This window comes from Gluconobacter albidus, assembly GCF_002005485.1.
Taxonomy (GTDB): domain Bacteria; phylum Pseudomonadota; class Alphaproteobacteria; order Acetobacterales; family Acetobacteraceae; genus Gluconobacter; species Gluconobacter albidus.
This window is the reverse complement of record NZ_CP014689.1, coordinates 856,262-872,941: the sequence shown is the minus strand read 5'-3', so window position 1 is coordinate 872,941 and position 16,680 is coordinate 856,262. Positions and strand designations below refer to the sequence as shown.

The following is a 16,680-nucleotide window of genomic DNA, read 5'->3' as shown; positions in this document are numbered from 1 at the left end:
CTATCCCCTGCGGGTTCAGCTTGGAACATGCTTCCAAGAGCGATACGGTATCACCATCATGAGTGCACCGCTTCCCTCCGATCCCGCCACCGACCCGTCCTTCCGCGACATGCTGGACACCCGCCCTTCCCTGACGACGGACGCACGGGACGGCCTCCTGTTCGAAGGCGTGCCCCTGCACGTCATTGCGGCGGCCGTCGGCACGCCGTGCTGGATCACGGGGGCAGAAACGCTGCGACGTCGAGCAAAGGCCCTGCGGGCTGCATTCGCGGCACGGAACCTGCCGGTCAGCCTGCATTTTGCCATGAAATCACAGGACCATCAGGCGACTCTGACCATCCTGCGACAGTGCGGCTACGGCGTGGACATCGTCAGCGGCGGAGAAATGCAGCGTGCGCTCCATGCCGGACTCCAGCCCGCAAGCATCGTGTTCTCCGGCGTTGGAAAATCCGATGCGGAACTGCGGGCCGCCGTTGAACACGACATCGCGCAGGTCAATGTCGAGAGCGTCGAGGAACTGTATCGCCTCGACGACATCGCCCGCGCCTGTGGTCGCGTCGCGCGTGCTGCCCTGCGCGTCAACCCGGACGTGGATGCCGACACCCATGACAAGATTTCCACGGGCCGCGCCGGAGACAAGTTCGGCATCGAACACCGCCGCGCCGTGGCGTTATATGGTGAAGCGGCCCGCCTGAAGAATGTCCGGCTCGTTGGCCTCGCTGTTCATCTGGGCAGCCAGATGCTCACCGCTGGCCCTTTCCGGGAAGGCTATATGCGGCTTGCCGACATGGTCCGCGAAATCCGCGCTGCCGGTCACACCGTCGAAGCCGTGGACTGTGGCGGTGGCCTTGGTATCCGCTATCGTGACGAAATCGCCCCCTCGCCCGACATGCTCGCGGGCGTTATTGCCGAGACGCTGGGGGATCTTGACGTCCGCCTCAGTATTGAACCTGGCCGCTGGCTTTCTGCACCGACAGGTCTCCTGCTAACCCGCGTCATTGAAACCAAAGCTGGCAACCCCGACTTCGTCGTGCTCGATGCCGCCATGAACGATCTCGCACGGCCGTCCTTGTACGAATCCTGGCACGGCATCATGCCCGTCGCCCCGAATGGGCTGACCAGCCCAACAAAGCTCTGGGACATCGTCGGGCCGGTCTGCGAAAGCAGCGACATCTTCGCCCGCGACCGTGCGCTCCCGGCGGACACGAAGCGCGGCGATCTGATCGCCCTGCTCGATACCGGAGCTTACGGCGCGGTCATGAGTTCTACCTATAATTCCCGCCCCTTCGCGGCGCAGGTCCTGATCGACAATGGGAAATGGGACATCATCCGCCAGCGCCAGAGTGTTGCGGATCTGATCGCTGCTGAAACCGTCCCCGAATGGCTGACAGCAGCCAGGAATGACCATGGCTGAGCCAAACCCGGCCCTCCATCTCAAAACCCTGCGTCGCAGGGCCCAGCGTGTCCTGTGGTGGGAACGTGCCTGGGAGCCCCTGCGCTGGCCGCTGCTTCTGGTCGCATTCTACGGTCTGGCCTGCCTCGCACGCATCCCACAGTCCCTGCCTGACTGGTTGCATGCGCTGCTCGAAATCGGTGTGCTCGGCGCGGCTCTCTGGCTGACCGTCACCGGCCTGCGCCGTGTTGCCCCCGTGGGCATCCCGGCAGCAGACCGCAGGATCGAGCACGATTCCCGTCTCGCCCGCCAGCCACTGCTCAGCCTGACCGACCGCCCGGCTTTTGCCGGAAACGGCGAACAGTCCGCCATCTGGGCGCGCCATGTGGAGCGCGTTACAGCCTCGCTCGGAACACTCCGCGTCGGTCTTCCGCATCCCGAGACCAGCCTGCAGGACCGTATCGGCCTTATCGCCGTCCCTCTGGCCCTGATCGGTGCCGCGCTGCTGGCGAGCACACACACGCCGTCGCGTCTGTACGCCGGGCTGGTCCCCGGCGTGGACGATGACAGTGTTCCGCTGCCGACCCTTCAGGCCTGGATCGACCGACCGTCTTATGCGCCTGGCGCGCCTATTTTCCTGTCTTCAACAGGCCGCACCACGCTTGATGTGCCGCAGGGTTCGATCCTGAACGCCACCATCACCGGCGCTCACGGCAAACCCGCGCTGTCCGGCATCGCCTCTCCCGCACAGAGCCGGCTGGATGCGGGAAGCTGGAACAGCCACGGCACGCTTCAACAATCTGGAACTGTCCGCATCGTCGTTCGCGGCCGTACTCTCGGCGCATGGCGTGTGACCGTGGAACCCGACCTACCCCCGACCGTCACATGGGACGGCAAACCCGGCCCCCAGAAAGACGACTGGCGCACTGGCCTGCCCTGGCTCATCCATCAGACCTACGGTGTCGAATCTCTGGAAGCCGAAATCCATCTGCCCGGTCTCTCCCGCGGCCGGATCCTGCGCGTTCCGATCCCCCTCGACGGTCATCCCAAAGACGCAAAAGGGATCGCCACGCCGGATCTCTCCTCCGATCCTTTTGCGGGAATGGACGTCGAAGGCCGTTTACATGCCAAAAGCGTTTCGGGTCGCGAAAGCCGCAGCGATCCCGTCAAATTCCAGATCGGAGCCCGCAAATTCACAGACCCGCTGGCCCGCGCCCTCGTGGCTTTGCGCCGCCGCCTCATGCTTGGGCAGGAACGCGCCTCAAAAGCTTCGGACGAACTCGCGCTCCTGACACAGACAACCGACGAACGCGCGATCCTCGCAGCGCTGGGGCTGGAAATCGCCTCTCTTCGCAAAGATGCCCCGCAAGGCTCTGCTGATCACGTCCCGGGCGACCTTTGGGCGCTTGCGCTCTATCTGGACGATCTGCGCCGTGACGGCCCCGAAATCGCAGATGCCGCAGCCGAAGTCCGCGCCGCACAACAGGGTGTACAGCAGCAGCTCGACCACATGCGCGATCTGGGAGAAAAGGGTCATACCCTTCCTGAACAGGAAGAACTCCAGCGCCGCACACAGGCCCTCAAAGATGCCCTGAACCGCCGGATGCAACTCCTGTTCTCGCGAGCCGCCCAGAGCGGGATCATGATGCCACAATCCGGCACCAGCTCGGCCGATCCGTTCTCCGACGAAATGCGACGCCTTCAGTCCGAAGCCAATCAGGGGCATGGCGACGAAGCCCTTCGGCGTCTCCAGCAGATGGAAGACATGGCCGAGCGCATGCGTCAGGCGCGCCCCGAGGACCTCAAGGCCCTTGCCGCCCAGATGAAGGCGCAGGCCGAGGCGCAGGCGCAGCGCGCCGCCCTGCATGATCTCGTCCATCGCGAGACCATGCTGCTCGACCACACGCAGTCCCGCCTTTCCGCCGCCCGTAAGGCCGCAGCACCGCCCGATGACGGCAATCCCCCCGATGTCAGTCAGATGTCGACGGCAGACCTGCTCCGCCAGCTTGGCATGCAGCCACCTGCCGGCATGGACCAGCCTGCCGACAAACCGCCCGCTCCGGTCGATCCGGCCACGGTCGCGGCCCAGTCCGACGGACGCCGTTCGGATCACGCCCTGCAACGTGCGCTACAGCGCGTGAACGATATCCTGAGCCATCGCGTCAAGGACCTGACCGGCAAGCCCGCCACAGCCTTCGACAAGGCGAAAACGGATATGCAAAGCGCCCGCGAAGCCCTCGCGGACCGCAAAGACGCCGACGCCCAGACAGCCGAACAGAAAGTTCTGGCCGACCTGTCCGAAGCCGGAAAGCAGATGCGCCAGAACCAGAAATCCGGCGGTTCCGGCAAGGGTGGACAGGGGGGCGGCAGCCTGAGCTTCATTCCCTCCGGTGGCGCAGGCGGTTCCGGAAAACCCCAGCACGGCGCAAAGGGCCAGCAGGGCGATGACGGCGACCAGCCGCAGGCGGGCGATGAAGACGGCGACGACGAGGACCAGAAGGATCAGGATCCGCTGGGCCGCAAACTGGGTGAAGGCGACAAAGGCAAGGATTCCGACGCTCATATCCCGGACAAAAGCGCCCGGGACCGCGCCCGCGACATCGAGCGCGAACTCCGCCGCCGCGCCTCCGACCGCACGCGACCACAAAGTGAACTGGACTATCTGGAACGGCTTCTCAAATCGTTCTGAGACAAAAAAGCCCGGCGCCGTCATGGCACCGGGCTTTTTCAGATCCCGCTTTTACAGGTCGTGAACATAGGCCGATGTGTCACGCAGCTTTTTTCCTGTCTGTGCCGCCGCCTCAACCTGTGCAGCACCGGGCAAAACCCCGTGCATTAAAATCTTCCAGTTGGGATCTGCCACCAGAATTGCGCACAGATCACTCCAGTAGAGGGATGCATCGAAATGCGGATTGGTACTGTTATGCACTAGTTCCTGCGCCTGGTCGGCATGCCCTTTGAAGATCAGATCCAGCATGATCTGTGTCGTGGTGGGCAGACCCTGCCCGGGAAAATGATGCCGGACCTCCCACAGGAATGCTCCGGTTTCATTCCCGATGGATGCCCCCTGGAACGCTTGAGAAACCATGGACAAGGCATCCTGCTTCAGTCGGGCCTCATCCAGCGCGAATGTTCCATTGTGCCAGATCACGGGAACCGGCGTGGATACGCTCTCGGAATTCGAAGCTCCAAACGGCGTCATCATAGGAATCGACAGCCAGAAACCGAACTGCCCGGTCGCAGGCGCACCCTGTGGTGGATATTCAGGTTGCCGGCAGTCACTTAGCTTCTGGAAATGCGGAAGTTGCGCAAACCGTAACGCGACATATTCACCGCACAGTCCGGATCCGTCCCAGTTCACATAAAACAGTAGATCCGGGATGGATTCCGGCTCCGGTGCCAGCGCCGTCCGCCGCCAGAGAGTCGCGATGGATCCGGGAGCCCCTTCAATGTTTTCAGAAACAGGAGCGGCCTTGCTGGTCCAGACGATACAGAACGACTGCGGTTTTCCCGCCGGGACCTGACAGGCCCGCGCGTCGATACGCCCTTCCGGGCCCGACCACAACAGACGCGCTTTTTCAACAGGCGTGGGAGCCGCATAAGCCGCCCCGCTCCAGATTCCGGCAAGAAGGAGTGCAAGAACTGAATGAGGGCGCATACCGTCTTCCGTTTCCGAAATTACATAGTGTTACGGAATACGATAGAACGGATTCGGCAGCAGGAAAGTCTTTTTCGCAAAACCACCGCTCAGATCGGACGGCTGATCCCCGAGGCTTGCAATGATCGTATAGCCCTTGCGCTCGATTCTCTCACGGGTCGGCGCCTTGTACAGCGCAGCATATCCGTGGGACGTCATCGGCCGCAGATACAGACCGTCCCAGTGCCGGATTCCCGCCAGATGCAGGTTCTGTTCGGTTGCATCCCGCTCGTCCTCATGACGCCCCGTCACGAAAAACACCGCAACATGATGCGCCTGTGCATCTTCAATCAGCGCCCGCATGGACGCAAAGGCCGGCGCGCGGCCACTCTTTTCCCATGCGATGGCCCCACACGGCCCTTTGGGCAGGGCGTCGCACGGGCCAGCCGGAATATATCCGAAATCATCGGCGCGGATCTCGTCCCAGTTGGACAGCGTCGTCTCGTCGATATCCAGAACGATCGCGGGGAGGCGCGTCTTGGGCGCCGTCTCGTTGATCCACTGGCGCGCCTGGGAAACCACGGCGTCGAAGTCGCGCTGGTAATCGCCGCTGTCGTGATAGGCGCTGGCGGCCATAATGGCATCGCCAACATTCGCAGGCTGTGCGGCCAGCGCCGAGAGGGGCGCAACAAACAGGCTGGTGGCGAGCAGGAGGGAACGGATCATGGAGGAGCCACCTTTCGTGACAGAAGAACAAGCCCGACCCCGACCAGCGCCAGAGCCGTACCAATGACGGACACACCGCCATAGCCTAACCCCATGGACAGCGCGATCCCTCCCAGAGCCGCACCGATCGCATTGCCAAGGTTGAACGCCCCGATATTCATGGACGACGCCAGCGCAGGCGCATCATGCGCGGCCTGCATGACCCGCATCTGAAGCGCAGGCATGAGCGCAAAGGTCGCGGCGCCCCAGAGCAGTGACGCAAACAGAGCGCCAGGTACGCTCTGCGCCATCCAAGGAAAGACCAGCATGATCACGCCGAGGATGGGGAAAAAGATCAGCAGACTCCCATCCAGAGAGCGGTCTGCACTCCGGCCGCCTATGGCGTTCCCGATGGAGAACCCCACCCCGGTCAGCATCAGCGCCAGAGTAATGATGGTCGGGGTGGCATGGGTAATGTGTTCAAGAATCGGCGCGATATAGGTGTAGAGCACGAACATTGCCCCCGCGCCGATCGCCGTCGTCAGAAGGGCCAGAAGCACATTGCCCTTCACGAGAACCCGCAGTTCACGCCCGACCTCCGGCGCCGGACCAATCTCACGCTGCGGCAGGGCGAACTGCACGGCCAGCATGGTCACTAGTCCCAGCATGGCCGTCACCCCAAACGCACTATGCCAGCCGAAATTCAACCCGAGCCATGTCATCGCCGGAACGCCGATGATGTTCGCGATCGTGAGCCCCATGAACATGGACGCCACCGCACTCGCCCGGCGGGACGGCGCGACAGACAGAGACGCCTCCACGGCCCCAAGGCCGAAAAACGCCCCATGGGCCAGACTGGTCAGAACACGTGAGGCAAAAAGCAGTTCATAACTGCCGGAGACCGCGGAGAGCAGATTTCCGGCCACATACAGGCCCATCAGCAGGATCAGGGCCAGTTTGCGCCGGAAACGCGCCATCAGGAGCGTAATGACCGGCGCGCCGAGCATCACGCCCACCGCATAGGCCGTCACCAGCCCACCGGCCTTGGGCACACTGACCTGGAGACCATGCGCGATGACGGGCAGCAGGCCCATCGGTGTAAATTCTGTTGTGCCGATGGCGAAGGCGCCAACAGCGAGCGAAAGCAGTGGCCAGTTTGGGGACGATTTCGCTGCCAGTTTCAAGACCGGTCTCCGGGAATGTCAATTGTTCGAGATTGATCGAACCCTGCCACACCCGGAATCCCGGAACAACCCAAAGCTGTTTTACATCATGCCGTTGGGGTGCTGGCCCATGTCCATGCCATCCATGATCATGGCCTTGTGGTGCGGATCATCGAGATGACATTCATGATCCTGAAGCTCTTCGCCCGATCCATGATCAAGGACATGCGCCATGTCATCGAGCAGGATGAACCCGCCATGCTTTGCCGGCGTGATGACGAGCGTGTGGATGGACATGTCATCAGCGGCAATCACCCGGAACGGTGACGGATCCAGCGATGTCACGATCCGCGCACGGTAGGGATGCCCGTATAGCGAAACCGGAGACCAGGCCTCGGTAATCATGTTCTTGTCGAGCTCGGCACGGGCATAGGACGTCAGACAGTCCAGATGGATGTGCAACTGGTCCTGCGTGCGCCCCGGACGCGAATTGATGGCCATCGACAGATGCGAGTCAGGGATCTCGAACCCGTAGGACTGCGCCACATGGGCACGCTGCCCCCAGGCCTCCGCGAAATAATTCGGCGTTTCCGGCTTCAGCAGAACGGGATCCTCAACGCCGGGAACCTTCTGCGTCGGGATCACCAGATACTGGCCGCGCCCGGTCTGATCCTTGAGAAGGGCATAGCCGTCCTTCTCGTCATAAACCGTGCAGGGTTTGTGATCCGCATCCACGGCGCAGCGCCCGTGGACGACTTTCCAAAGCGCGCCCCGGTCATGGGATTTTCCGCAGCCCGACAGTCCGAAAACCACTGCCGCCGCAACAAGACCAAACCTGGCCGCCGTTCCGTAATCCCGCAAAATCATTCTTCCCTAACCTGACATTCAAGCTGCATTGCAGCCGCCAGCCTCTCGAAGCGACGACGGACCGCACTGCCCGCCGCCCGGACGCTACGTGCGCCCAGAACCAGCACGAGTGTTCCGTCTTCCACGAGAAGCCTGCACTCATCCAGAAGGACTTTCGTCCCCGCGCAGAGTGTATAGGCCAGCCGAAGCGCAAGGCCCAGCCTCACCGCCCGTTCGATCTCCGAACGCGACAGAAGCTGCCGGGAGGGTTCAATAAGGGGTGAGTCCATCGAGACTTCATACCGCACGGCGAGCGTCAGCCCGATAAAGGCCCGTGCACTGTGATCGAAACCCACGCCGTGACCATACATTACACGTCGATAGGTCTGTTCGACCCGATATTCCGGATGATCGTAAGAGCCGATATCGGAGAGCATGCACGCCAGTTCGCGCAGACGCTTCTGGGTCCGCGTCTCGTCGCGGAACAGCGGCGCCGTCCAGCTCACTAGCGCTTCCGCGAGCGAGGCGCTGCGGGCCAGACGATTGGCCATCTCCGTCGCCAGATCCGTCATCGGATCGAGATCCGCAACCGACGACGCCACATGGCGCATGTACCAGCCTTCACGCAGCCCATCGACGCTGAAGACAACCTTGGACGGCCGGACACGCTCCATCAGGCAGCGCAGCACGACCGCCGCAAACGGCGCATCCGCCAGACGCTTGCGGGGCGCACCCGGCATTTTCTCAAGGGTCCGGCGCGGGGACGTGATGACCCAGTCCGCCATTTCCCGCGCCTCCCCTTCCGAGAGGGTAAACAGATGTACGAGGTTCAGCGGGTACTGCGTCCGCGCGATCTGAAGCCGCGCCAGCGCACGGAATGCCCCCCCAACCAGATAAAGCGGCCGCCCCGTCATGCCTGGCAGCCAGTTCACCTCCGCCAGAAGTTCATTCGCGATTTCTGCTGCCCGCTCAATGCTGCCTTTGGCACGGTCATGCAGACGGATCACACCCAGCTTGGTCGTCACGGCCTCGAAATACTGGCCGTCCGCGACATGGATAAGTTCCAGCGACCCCCCGCCAATATCCGCAACCAGCCCGTTTGCTTCCGGCAGACCGCACAGAACGCCACGAGCCGCGTAATCGGCTTCTTCCGTTCCTTCCAGAACCCGGATCGGCACGCCCGGCATCCGCGCGCGGATGGCGTCAACGAAATCGGGCCCGTTGGTCGCATCCCGGACGGCAGCAGTTGCGAGAACCTGAAACGGCTCCGCCCCCATCGCGCGGGCGACGGTATGGAACCGTCCCAGCACGTCCATCGCCAGCGTCACACCTTCTTCGTTGAGGCGCCCCGTCGTATCCAGTCCACGCCCCAGCTTGAGCGTGACCTTCTCGTTGAAGATCGGAAGGGGGTTGCGCGTCACCCCCTCGAAAACGACCAGCCGGACCGAGTTGGACCCAAGATCGACAATGGCGGAACGCTGTGCAGATGAGGACATGAAGGTCAGTCTTCCAGAATCCTGTCGGGCCGCTCACGGGGGCGGTGTGCCTCCGGAAGGACCTTCTCCCGCGCGGCCGAGCCTCGGCCGGACAGGGACGGATTGTTCATGAAGTATTCGTGGGCGGAGAACGGATGTGCGCCCGGCGAAACCCGATGCCAGTAGCCGTCCCTCGTGAGCGTCCAGCTCTGAAGGTTGTCCTTGATGTTCATCGTCATGATCTGACCAAGAATCTGCGCATGGACCGTCGGGTTCGTGATGGGCACCATGGCTTCTACCCTCCAGTCCATGTTCCGCACCATCCAGTCTGCCGAAGAAATGAAAACTTTTGCCTTGGCGGATGGCATCCGGTGGCCGTTTCCGAATGCGAAAACCCGCGCATGCTCCAGAAAACGCCCGACAATCGACTTGATTTCGATATTGTCCGAAAGCCCCGGCACACCCGGCCGCAGACAGCAGATCCCGCGGATGATCCCGATGATCTTCACCCCGGCCTGCGAGGCTTCATAAAGCTTGTCGATCAGTTCGGCATCCACCAGGCTGTTCATCTTCAGCCAGATCCGCCCCGGACGCCCTTCCTTGACGTGGTCGATCTCGTCCTGGATGAGCTGTTGCAGCGTGGAGCGGATGGTGATGGGCGAGAAGGCCAGCGCATCCATTTTCGCCGGGATCGCATAGCCCGTCATATAGTTGAACAGACGCGCCGAATCCGAGGCCAGCTTCGGGTCACAGGTGAAGAACGACAGGTCCGTATAGATCCGCGCCGTAATCGGATGGTAATTGCCCGTCCCGAAATGCGCATAGGACCGGAGCGAGCCGTTCTCGCGACGGACCACAAGGCTCAGCTTGGCATGGGTCTTGAGATGCGCGAAGCCGAACACGACCTGCACGCCCGCCGCTTCAAGCGCGCGGGACAGGCGGATATTGGCTTCCTCGTCAAACCGCGCCCGCAGTTCGACCATGGCCGTGACTGATTTTCCAGCCTCCGCCGCTTCGATCAGCGCATGCACGATCGGGCTGTCACGGGACGTCCGATACAGTGTCTGCTTGATCGCCAACACGTTCGGGTCCAGCGCCGCCTGACGCAGGAACTGCACCACCACGTCGAAGCTCTCGAACGGATGATGGACCAGCATGTCCTTCGCCCGAATCGCTGCGAAACAGTCGCCGTCATAGTCCAGAACCCGTTCGGGAAAGCGCGGCGTATAAGGCGGGAATACCAGATCCGGACGGTCATCCACGATCAGCTGCTTGAGGTCCGTCACGCCGACGAAACACGGCAGAACGACCACGTCCTCTTCGCCCACGCCAAGCTCTTCGCCCATCTCGCGACCCAGCGTGTCCGGCAGCTTGCGATCGAGTGCGAGGTGGATGCACACGCCGCGCCGACGCTGCTTCAACGCTGTTTCGTAAGACCGCACCAGATCCTCGGCCTCGTCTTCAAATTCCACGTCCGTATCGCGGATTACGCGCAGCACACCCGCCGCCCCGATCACAAGACCCGGAAACAGACGCCCGGCAAACAGTGTGATGAGATCTTCAAGCAGCACGAAGCGGATCTGGTCCGGCGTCTCCTGCCCTTCCTTCAGACGAGCCGGGAGCCGCAGGAAACGCGGAACCTGCGCAGGAAGCAGGATCAGCCCATCCATCACATGCGCCGAAGAGGCCGCATCCTTCAGACGCAGATGCAGCGCCAGACCCATATTCGGAATGAAGGGCAGCGGATGGGACGGGTCGACCGCCATCGGCGTCAGCACCGGGAAGACCCGCTCGTCGAACAGCGTGGACAACTGCGCCAGATCCGTCTCATCCAGCGAGTCGGTTGGCAGGATGACGATCCCCGCGTCCTTCAATTCCCCTTCCAGCACATGCCAGACGCGCTGCTGCTCTGCCAGGAGATGCCGCGCCTTCTGCCGCACCTGCGCAAGCTGCTGGATAGGCGTCAACCCGTCCGGGCTGCGCACGACCATGCCTTCACGCACCTGTCCCACAAGCCCGGCCACACGGACGGAATAGAACTCGTCCAGATTGCTGGAGCTGATCGACAGGAACCGCACCCGCTCCAGAAGCGGATTGCGGACGTTCTCAGCTTCGTCAATGACGCGTTCGTTGAAATCCAGCCACGACAGTTCCCGGTTCAGGAAGCGTTCAGGCGATGTCGACATGTGCGCGTAATCTTCCGCCCGGACAGCGGGGGTCTGTCGGCGACGGCTGCGGTTCTGGGCCGGGGTCACTGCACTGCGGGGCTTGCGGGGGGAGCGGCGGCGCGGCACGGGCCGGGAATCTTCAGTCGTCACAATAGGGCCTTCCGGAACACACGGATTTACAAATCACATGAAGGGTCATGCCACGGGATAGGCATGTCAAACGGAGTTTTTGTGTCACGCCCGTGACGCCTATTCCTCAGGCGTCAGCAGATCCGGCAGCATCTCGAGCGCCAGCGCCCTCGTAATGGGCTGCTTGCGCACCAGCGCCGCCTCGTCCAGCCGCTCCACAGCCGAAACCAGCGCGTTTCCCGTCCGCGGGAGATGGCGCCACAGCCACTCCGTCACCGACTGCGACACGACAAGCTGCCGGTCCGCCAGCAGCGACAGCAGCAGCGTCGCCCGCAGATCGTCCTCGGGCTCACCCGTCGCAGTTGTAGCGGTCGCCCGCAGACGGCTGGCCAGATCGGGCAGCATGAAATGACTGCGCGACGGCGGCAGCCGCCCCGCCATCAGAACCCGGTCTCCCTGGGACAACGCATCATTGAGCAGGTGAAGCATGGTCGCCTCGTCTCCCGGCGAATCGGCATTGTCGATCGCAAGATTTCCCTGCACCCGGATCCGTCCTCCCGCAGAGGACCTGGAGAACAGCCGGGCATCCAGTACCGTAGCGTCATGTTCATGCGCCCAGGCCGTCAGGAGATGCGTCTTTCCTGTTCCTGAAGGCCCCCAGAGCCACAAACGCCCATCCGGCCACTGACTGCGCGCAAGCCATGCCCGTGCCGCCACATTCGAAGGACCATTGATGAAACGATCTGATGTCATCGCCGTCACCCGGCGCAGCGGGAACGCCATCTGGGTGGCCGCGGGCCTTCCGGAAGCCCCGCCCACATCCCGTTTCGTCATCGCAGCCCCCTTTTTCATGCCGTATCGCCGTCAAACAGGCGTTCCGCCAGCGCGCAGGATGCTCTAGAACGGCGTCACGTCAACCAGCGGGAACCTTCGACCATGACCGATCAGCCTGACATCGCCCCCGGATCGAGCCAGGGCACGAGCAGCCACAGCACAACTGGCGGCGCAAGCTACGCACAGGCCGGCGTGGACATTGCCGCAGGCGATGCGCTGGTCGATGCGATCAAGCCAGCAGCCAAGGCTACGAACCGTCCCGGCACCATGGGCGGTCTCGGCGGTTTCGGCGCCCTGTTCGATCTGAAGGCCGCAGGCTTCACCGATCCCGTCCTCGTCAGCTGCACCGATGGCGTCGGCACGAAGCTGATGGTCGCCATCGAGGCGGGCAAGCACGATGATGTGGGGATCGATCTCGTCGCCATGTGCGTGAACGACCTCGTCGTGCAGGGCGCCACCCCGCTGTTCTTCCTGGACTATCTCGCGACTGGAAAGCTCTCGGTCGAAGCCGCCGCCACGGTCGTCAAGGGCATCGCCAAGGGCTGCGCCGAATCCGGCTGCGCCCTGGTCGGCGGCGAAACGGCTGAAATGCCCGGCATGTACGCCCCCGGCCATTACGACCTCGCCGGCTTCAGCGTGGGGGCCGCAGAACGCAACAGCCTGCTCCCCGCCAATATCGGCGAAGGGGATACGCTGATCGGCCTGCCCTCTTCCGGCGTTCACTCCAACGGCTTCTCGCTGGTCCGCGAAGTCGTGCGCCGTTCGGGCCTCGGCTGGAACGCCCCCGCCCCCTTCGCCGAAGGGCACACCCTCGCCGAAGCCCTGCTGACGCCCACGAAACTCTACGTCCGCACGGTTCTCGACCTGCACGCAAAGGGCCTGCTGAACGGCTGCGCCCACATCACCGGGGGCGGTCTACCCGGCAACCTTCCCCGCGTCCTGCCTGAAGGCCTTGGCGTCCGCATTGACGGCTCCGCATGGGTTGTTCCGTCCGTATTCCGCTGGCTGGCCAAAACCGGCAACGTGGCCGCCGACGAAATGCTCCGCGTCTTCAACTGCGGTATCGGCATGGTGCTCGTCACCTCCGAGCCCGAGAAGGTCATGGCCGAACTGGATGCACGCGGCGAAACCGGCTTCCTCATGGGCCAGATCGTCCGCTCCGACGACGCCTACACCCTGACTACGCCGGTCTCCTTCGCATGAAGAAGCCGCACTCCCGCAACAAGTCCCGAGCTCCTGTCAAAACCCCGGCCAAGAAGGCCGAAAAAGTCCCCGTCGCGGTCCTCATCAGCGGTCGTGGCAGCAACATGCGCGCCCTGATCGAGGCTTGCGCCCGGCCGGACTACCCCGCCGAAATCGTGCTGGTTCTCAGCAACCGCCCCGATGCGCCCGGCCTTGAAGTCGCCGAAGAGGCGGGACTGAAAACCCTCGTCATCGATCACAAGCCTTTCGGCAAGGACCGCGAAGCCCACGAACGCGAAGTCGACGCAGCACTTCAAGCCTCCGGCGCCATGCTGGTCGTCCTCGCAGGCTATATGCGCGTCCTGACACCCTGGCTGGTCAATGCGTGGGAAGACAGGATGCTTAACATCCATCCGAGCCTCCTGCCCGCATTCCCCGGCCTGCACACCCATGAAGCCGCCATCAAGGCTGGCGCAAAAGAACATGGCTGCACAGTCCATCTGGTAACATCCGGCGTGGACGAAGGCCCCATTCTTGGTCAGGCCAGCGTACCCGTCCTCGAAACCGATACCCCCGAAACGCTCGCTGCCCGCGTTCTGGAACAGGAACACATTCTTTACCCGGACGTGCTGGAAATGATCTGTAATATTTTTACTTAATTTTTTATATTACCATCGAGAAAAATTCCTCGTTGGCATTTTGAAAAATACGTTTTTAATCAATATTAAAGCAGATTATTTATACGTTCACGATACGACTTGATACGACTGCTCACACTATTGGATTGCGATTGATTTATGAACGACAAAACCTTGCAATGTGCCTGCATTCTTATGCAACGCAACGAAGCGGAACTTCTTGAACCTTGGATCCAGTATCATGGCACACTGTTCGGCTACGAAAACCTTTTTATCTTCGATAACGGGTCTGACAATCCACAAGTCAAACGCCTTCTAAGAGAATATGAAGATCAAGGGGTCCATGTCGACCGGCAGTTTTCAAGGTCTGAGGATTATCCAGACAAAGGAAAGATCCTGACCGAGTGCGCCATGCGGCTAAACGAAACCAAACGTTATGATTTCTTTTTCCCGCTCGATTGCGACGAATTCCTTGCTCTTCGCACAGACGACGGCAAAATATCCTGCGAATTTTCAAAAATAAAAAATTATCTGAAATCAGTTACACCATCGCAAACAACTTATCATGTAACTCGAAATTATCTTAATATCGTTGGTCATCCGAATTATTTTCAAGAACATACCTATAGTAAGGTCTTCTTCAATAATAATTTAATTGTTCCCCTCGACCATGGATCTCATCTGACATCGTCTTCTATTAGCGTAACACCCAGCGATATTGTCTATATCCATTGCCACGCAAAACCTTTTGCAACCATCCTTGCACATTCGCGCGATAAATTACGCCCATGGGTCGACGTCAATAACCCTAAAGCTCTCGAGAAATTTGAGGCTGACCAAGGCATTGGATGGCATCTTGTCAAATATCTGCGCATGTCAGAAAAAGAATATCTAAATATTTTTAATAAAAAGAATGCAATCTACATTCCAACCTTCATTGAAAATTTCAAACACATTGGTTGCCCCGCTTACTTTCTGACAGGGGAGGTGCCTGAGAATATTTCACCTCCTGAAGACAGAATTCTTATACCGGGTGCATTACATTTGAACGCACCACAATATCCTACTGAAAGTACCGTTTTTCTTGCAGTGTCGAATCTTTCTGACGACACAACTGACAGGATGATTTATTTTTTCAATGCGATGGGCTTTGAAACCATTTCTGCCGACGCAGAAGTGGGAGAAAATTATACAATCCGCAGCGCGTTGCATGCTGGGCTTTGGGAAAGACTGCGACTCTTTTCAATCATTCGAACCGAAAAGACCCGCTATCTCGCTGTAATGGGTTTCTCGGCAGAAGAGTTGAGCCTGATTTCAAACCTGCCAATTACAGGAATTCGCCATTTGGTGGTCCTGCGAGAGCCTCTGGAATCGATTACTGGCAACCGTGAAATCATGGCTACAGCAGGACGCCATCTGCTTTCAAATCAGGCCGAACGAGGCATGAACACTCTGAGAACTGCCCTCTCCAGCAATATTGAAACGCTGGTTTTGGAAGAGAGTCTTATTCAAACAGACCCCCAGTCTCTCATAATGGCATTTTTGGATTTTTTAGGGCCCGATCTTAAAGACGACGTTGATACAGATATGTTGTGTCGCAAACTTCAATACGCTTTACCAACTCGCCCCCAAAAAGACGCCTTCCCGCTCTATGAAGGTTGGATCGATGCCATATCTGATACATCGGTTTCCGGATGGTGCTGGAGACGACACAGCAACCTTCCTCAGATCGTTTCTCTTATCGTCGATGACCATATCGTTGATGTCAAAATAGCCAATATTTTCCGTTCAGACCTTTTGAATGCGGGAATTGGATCGGGCTGCTTTGGATTTCACTTAAGCCTCCCCCAAGACGGACCTCTTTCTGCTGATCGTATTCAGGTCCGCATTCTAAAAGACAATGTGCGCCTTAAATCCACAACAGAAACTCAAGAAGAGTGATCCAAAACGGGAATAAAAAAAGGCGCGGACCGAAGTCCGCGCCTTTTTCATGAAACAGGATGAGCCTGCCGTGAAAATTACGGCAGGATTTCCGTCTCGGCGAAGAAGAAGGAGATCTCGTTCTTCGCGTTCTCGAGGCTGTCGGAGCCGTGCACGGAGTTAGCTTCGATGCTCTCGGCGAACAGCTTGCGAACGGTGCCTTCAGCAGCGTCGGCCGGGTTGGTAGCGCCCATGACTTCACGGTTCTTGGCGACGGCGCCTTCACCCTGAAGAACCTGCACGACAACCGGCTCGGCAATCATGGAGGACACGAGGCTGCCGTAGAACGGACGCTCCTTGTGGACCGCATAGAAAGCACCAGCCTGCTTCTCGGTCAGGTGGATGCGCTTCTGGGCAACGATACGCAGGCCAGCGTCTTCGAACACGGCATTGATCTTGCCGGTCAGGTTACGCTTGGTGGCGTCGGGCTTGATGATGGAAAGCGTGCGCTCAAGAGCCATCTTTCTTCTCCTGTTAGGACCGGTCCTCGCTGGACCAGCGGGTCAATACCGCCGTTCCACTAGAGCAAA

At 60.3% G+C, this 16,680-nt stretch carries 13 protein-coding genes; 5 read left to right on the top strand and 8 right to left on the bottom strand.

The annotated features are described in order from the left end of the window. The first annotated feature begins 58 nt into the window (after window positions 1-58). Together lysA and A0U94_RS03845 are read left to right on the top strand one after the other, a co-directional pair. Window positions 59-1,414, top strand: coding sequence for a diaminopimelate decarboxylase (gene lysA / locus A0U94_RS03850; protein ID WP_077802496.1), 1,356 nt, complete (start codon window positions 59-61; stop codon window positions 1,412-1,414). Next, complete coding sequence (locus tag A0U94_RS03845) at window positions 1,407-4,082, top strand: DUF4175 domain-containing protein (RefSeq protein ID WP_077802495.1); 2,676 nt, start codon at window positions 1,407-1,409, stop codon at window positions 4,080-4,082. The genes lysA and A0U94_RS03845 overlap by 8 nt, the downstream gene beginning before the upstream one ends. A 51-nt stretch (window positions 4,083-4,133) precedes the next feature. Here A0U94_RS03845 and A0U94_RS03840 read toward each other — a convergent pair whose 3' ends face one another. From A0U94_RS03840 to A0U94_RS03810, 7 genes are all read right to left on the bottom strand, one after another. After that, window positions 4,134-5,051, bottom strand: coding sequence for a hypothetical protein (locus A0U94_RS03840; protein WP_077802494.1), 918 nt, complete (start codon window positions 5,049-5,051; stop codon window positions 4,134-4,136). A gap of 30 nt (window positions 5,052-5,081) precedes the next feature. Further along, entirely contained in the window at window positions 5,082-5,756 is a 675-nt protein-coding gene (locus A0U94_RS03835; protein ID WP_077802493.1) for an HAD family acid phosphatase, read from the bottom strand. After that, window positions 5,753-6,919 carry an MFS transporter gene (locus A0U94_RS03830; RefSeq protein ID WP_208611672.1) on the bottom strand — a complete coding sequence of 389 codons (1,167 nt, stop codon included), beginning with the start codon at window positions 6,917-6,919 and terminating at the stop codon, window positions 5,753-5,755. Before A0U94_RS03830 ends, A0U94_RS03835 begins: the two co-directional genes overlap by 4 nt. 81 nt (window positions 6,920-7,000) lie before the next feature. Next, a complete protein-coding gene (locus tag A0U94_RS03825; protein ID WP_077802492.1) occupies window positions 7,001-7,765 on the bottom strand; it encodes a CDP-diacylglycerol diphosphatase in 765 nt (254 codons plus the stop codon). Continuing rightward, window positions 7,762-9,240, bottom strand: a complete 1,479-nt coding sequence (locus A0U94_RS03820; RefSeq protein ID WP_077802491.1) for a Ppx/GppA family phosphatase — start codon at window positions 9,238-9,240, stop codon at window positions 7,762-7,764. The genes A0U94_RS03825 and A0U94_RS03820 overlap by 4 nt, the downstream gene beginning before the upstream one ends. A 5-nt stretch (window positions 9,241-9,245) precedes the next feature. Next, window positions 9,246-11,537, bottom strand: a complete 2,292-nt coding sequence (locus tag A0U94_RS03815; RefSeq protein WP_077802490.1) for an RNA degradosome polyphosphate kinase — start codon at window positions 11,535-11,537, stop codon at window positions 9,246-9,248. Window positions 11,538-11,636: 99 nt separating this feature from the next. Next, window positions 11,637-12,350, bottom strand: a complete 714-nt coding sequence (locus A0U94_RS03810; protein WP_077803825.1) for a DnaA/Hda family protein — start codon at window positions 12,348-12,350, stop codon at window positions 11,637-11,639. A gap of 102 nt (window positions 12,351-12,452) precedes the next feature. Here A0U94_RS03810 and purM point away from each other — a divergent pair, with 102 nt between their 5' ends. The 3 genes from purM (at window position 12,453) to A0U94_RS03795 (ending at window position 16,111) form a co-directional block, all read left to right on the top strand. After that, window positions 12,453-13,553, top strand: coding sequence for a phosphoribosylformylglycinamidine cyclo-ligase (gene purM / locus A0U94_RS03805; RefSeq protein WP_077802489.1), 1,101 nt, complete (start codon window positions 12,453-12,455; stop codon window positions 13,551-13,553). Beyond that, a complete protein-coding gene (gene purN, locus A0U94_RS03800; protein ID WP_077802488.1) occupies window positions 13,550-14,191 on the top strand; it encodes a phosphoribosylglycinamide formyltransferase in 642 nt (213 codons plus the stop codon). The genes purM and purN overlap by 4 nt, the downstream gene beginning before the upstream one ends. A 138-nt stretch (window positions 14,192-14,329) precedes the next feature. After that, the gene (locus A0U94_RS03795; RefSeq protein ID WP_077802487.1) at window positions 14,330-16,111 is read left to right on the top strand and encodes a glycosyltransferase family 2 protein; all 1,782 of its coding nucleotides are present in this window, start codon (window positions 14,330-14,332) and stop codon (window positions 16,109-16,111) included. 77 nt (window positions 16,112-16,188) lie between these two features. On the opposite strand, the gene ndk is transcribed toward A0U94_RS03795, so the two are convergent. Beyond that, window positions 16,189-16,611: a nucleoside-diphosphate kinase gene (gene ndk, locus A0U94_RS03790; RefSeq protein WP_062030848.1), complete on the bottom strand. Its 423-nt coding sequence runs from the start codon at window positions 16,609-16,611 to the stop codon at window positions 16,189-16,191. Window positions 16,612-16,680 lie beyond the last annotated feature (69 nt).

Bases quoted from the DNA above. Each gene is read 5' to 3' on its own strand.
- purN (WP_077802488.1), top strand. From the start codon at position 13,550: ATGAAGAAGCCGCACTCCCGCAACAAGTCCCGAGCTCCTGTCAAAACC.
- purM (WP_077802489.1), top strand. From the start codon at position 12,453: ATGACCGATCAGCCTGACATCGCCCCCGGATCGAGCCAGGGCACGAGC.
- A0U94_RS03825 (WP_077802492.1), bottom strand. From the start codon at position 7,765: ATGATTTTGCGGGATTACGGAACGGCGGCCAGGTTTGGTCTTGTTGCG.
- A0U94_RS03810 (WP_077803825.1), bottom strand. From the start codon at position 12,350: ATGACGAAACGGGATGTGGGCGGGGCTTCCGGAAGGCCCGCGGCCACC.
- A0U94_RS03820 (WP_077802491.1), bottom strand. From the start codon at position 9,240: ATGTCCTCATCTGCACAGCGTTCCGCCATTGTCGATCTTGGGTCCAAC.
- ndk (WP_062030848.1), bottom strand. From the start codon at position 16,611: ATGGCTCTTGAGCGCACGCTTTCCATCATCAAGCCCGACGCCACCAAG.
- lysA (WP_077802496.1), top strand. From the start codon at position 59: ATGAGTGCACCGCTTCCCTCCGATCCCGCCACCGACCCGTCCTTCCGC.
- A0U94_RS03845 (WP_077802495.1), top strand. From the start codon at position 1,407: ATGGCTGAGCCAAACCCGGCCCTCCATCTCAAAACCCTGCGTCGCAGG.
- A0U94_RS03835 (WP_077802493.1), bottom strand. From the start codon at position 5,756: ATGATCCGTTCCCTCCTGCTCGCCACCAGCCTGTTTGTTGCGCCCCTC.
- A0U94_RS03840 (WP_077802494.1), bottom strand. From the start codon at position 5,051: ATGCGCCCTCATTCAGTTCTTGCACTCCTTCTTGCCGGAATCTGGAGC.
- A0U94_RS03795 (WP_077802487.1), top strand. From the start codon at position 14,330: ATGAACGACAAAACCTTGCAATGTGCCTGCATTCTTATGCAACGCAAC.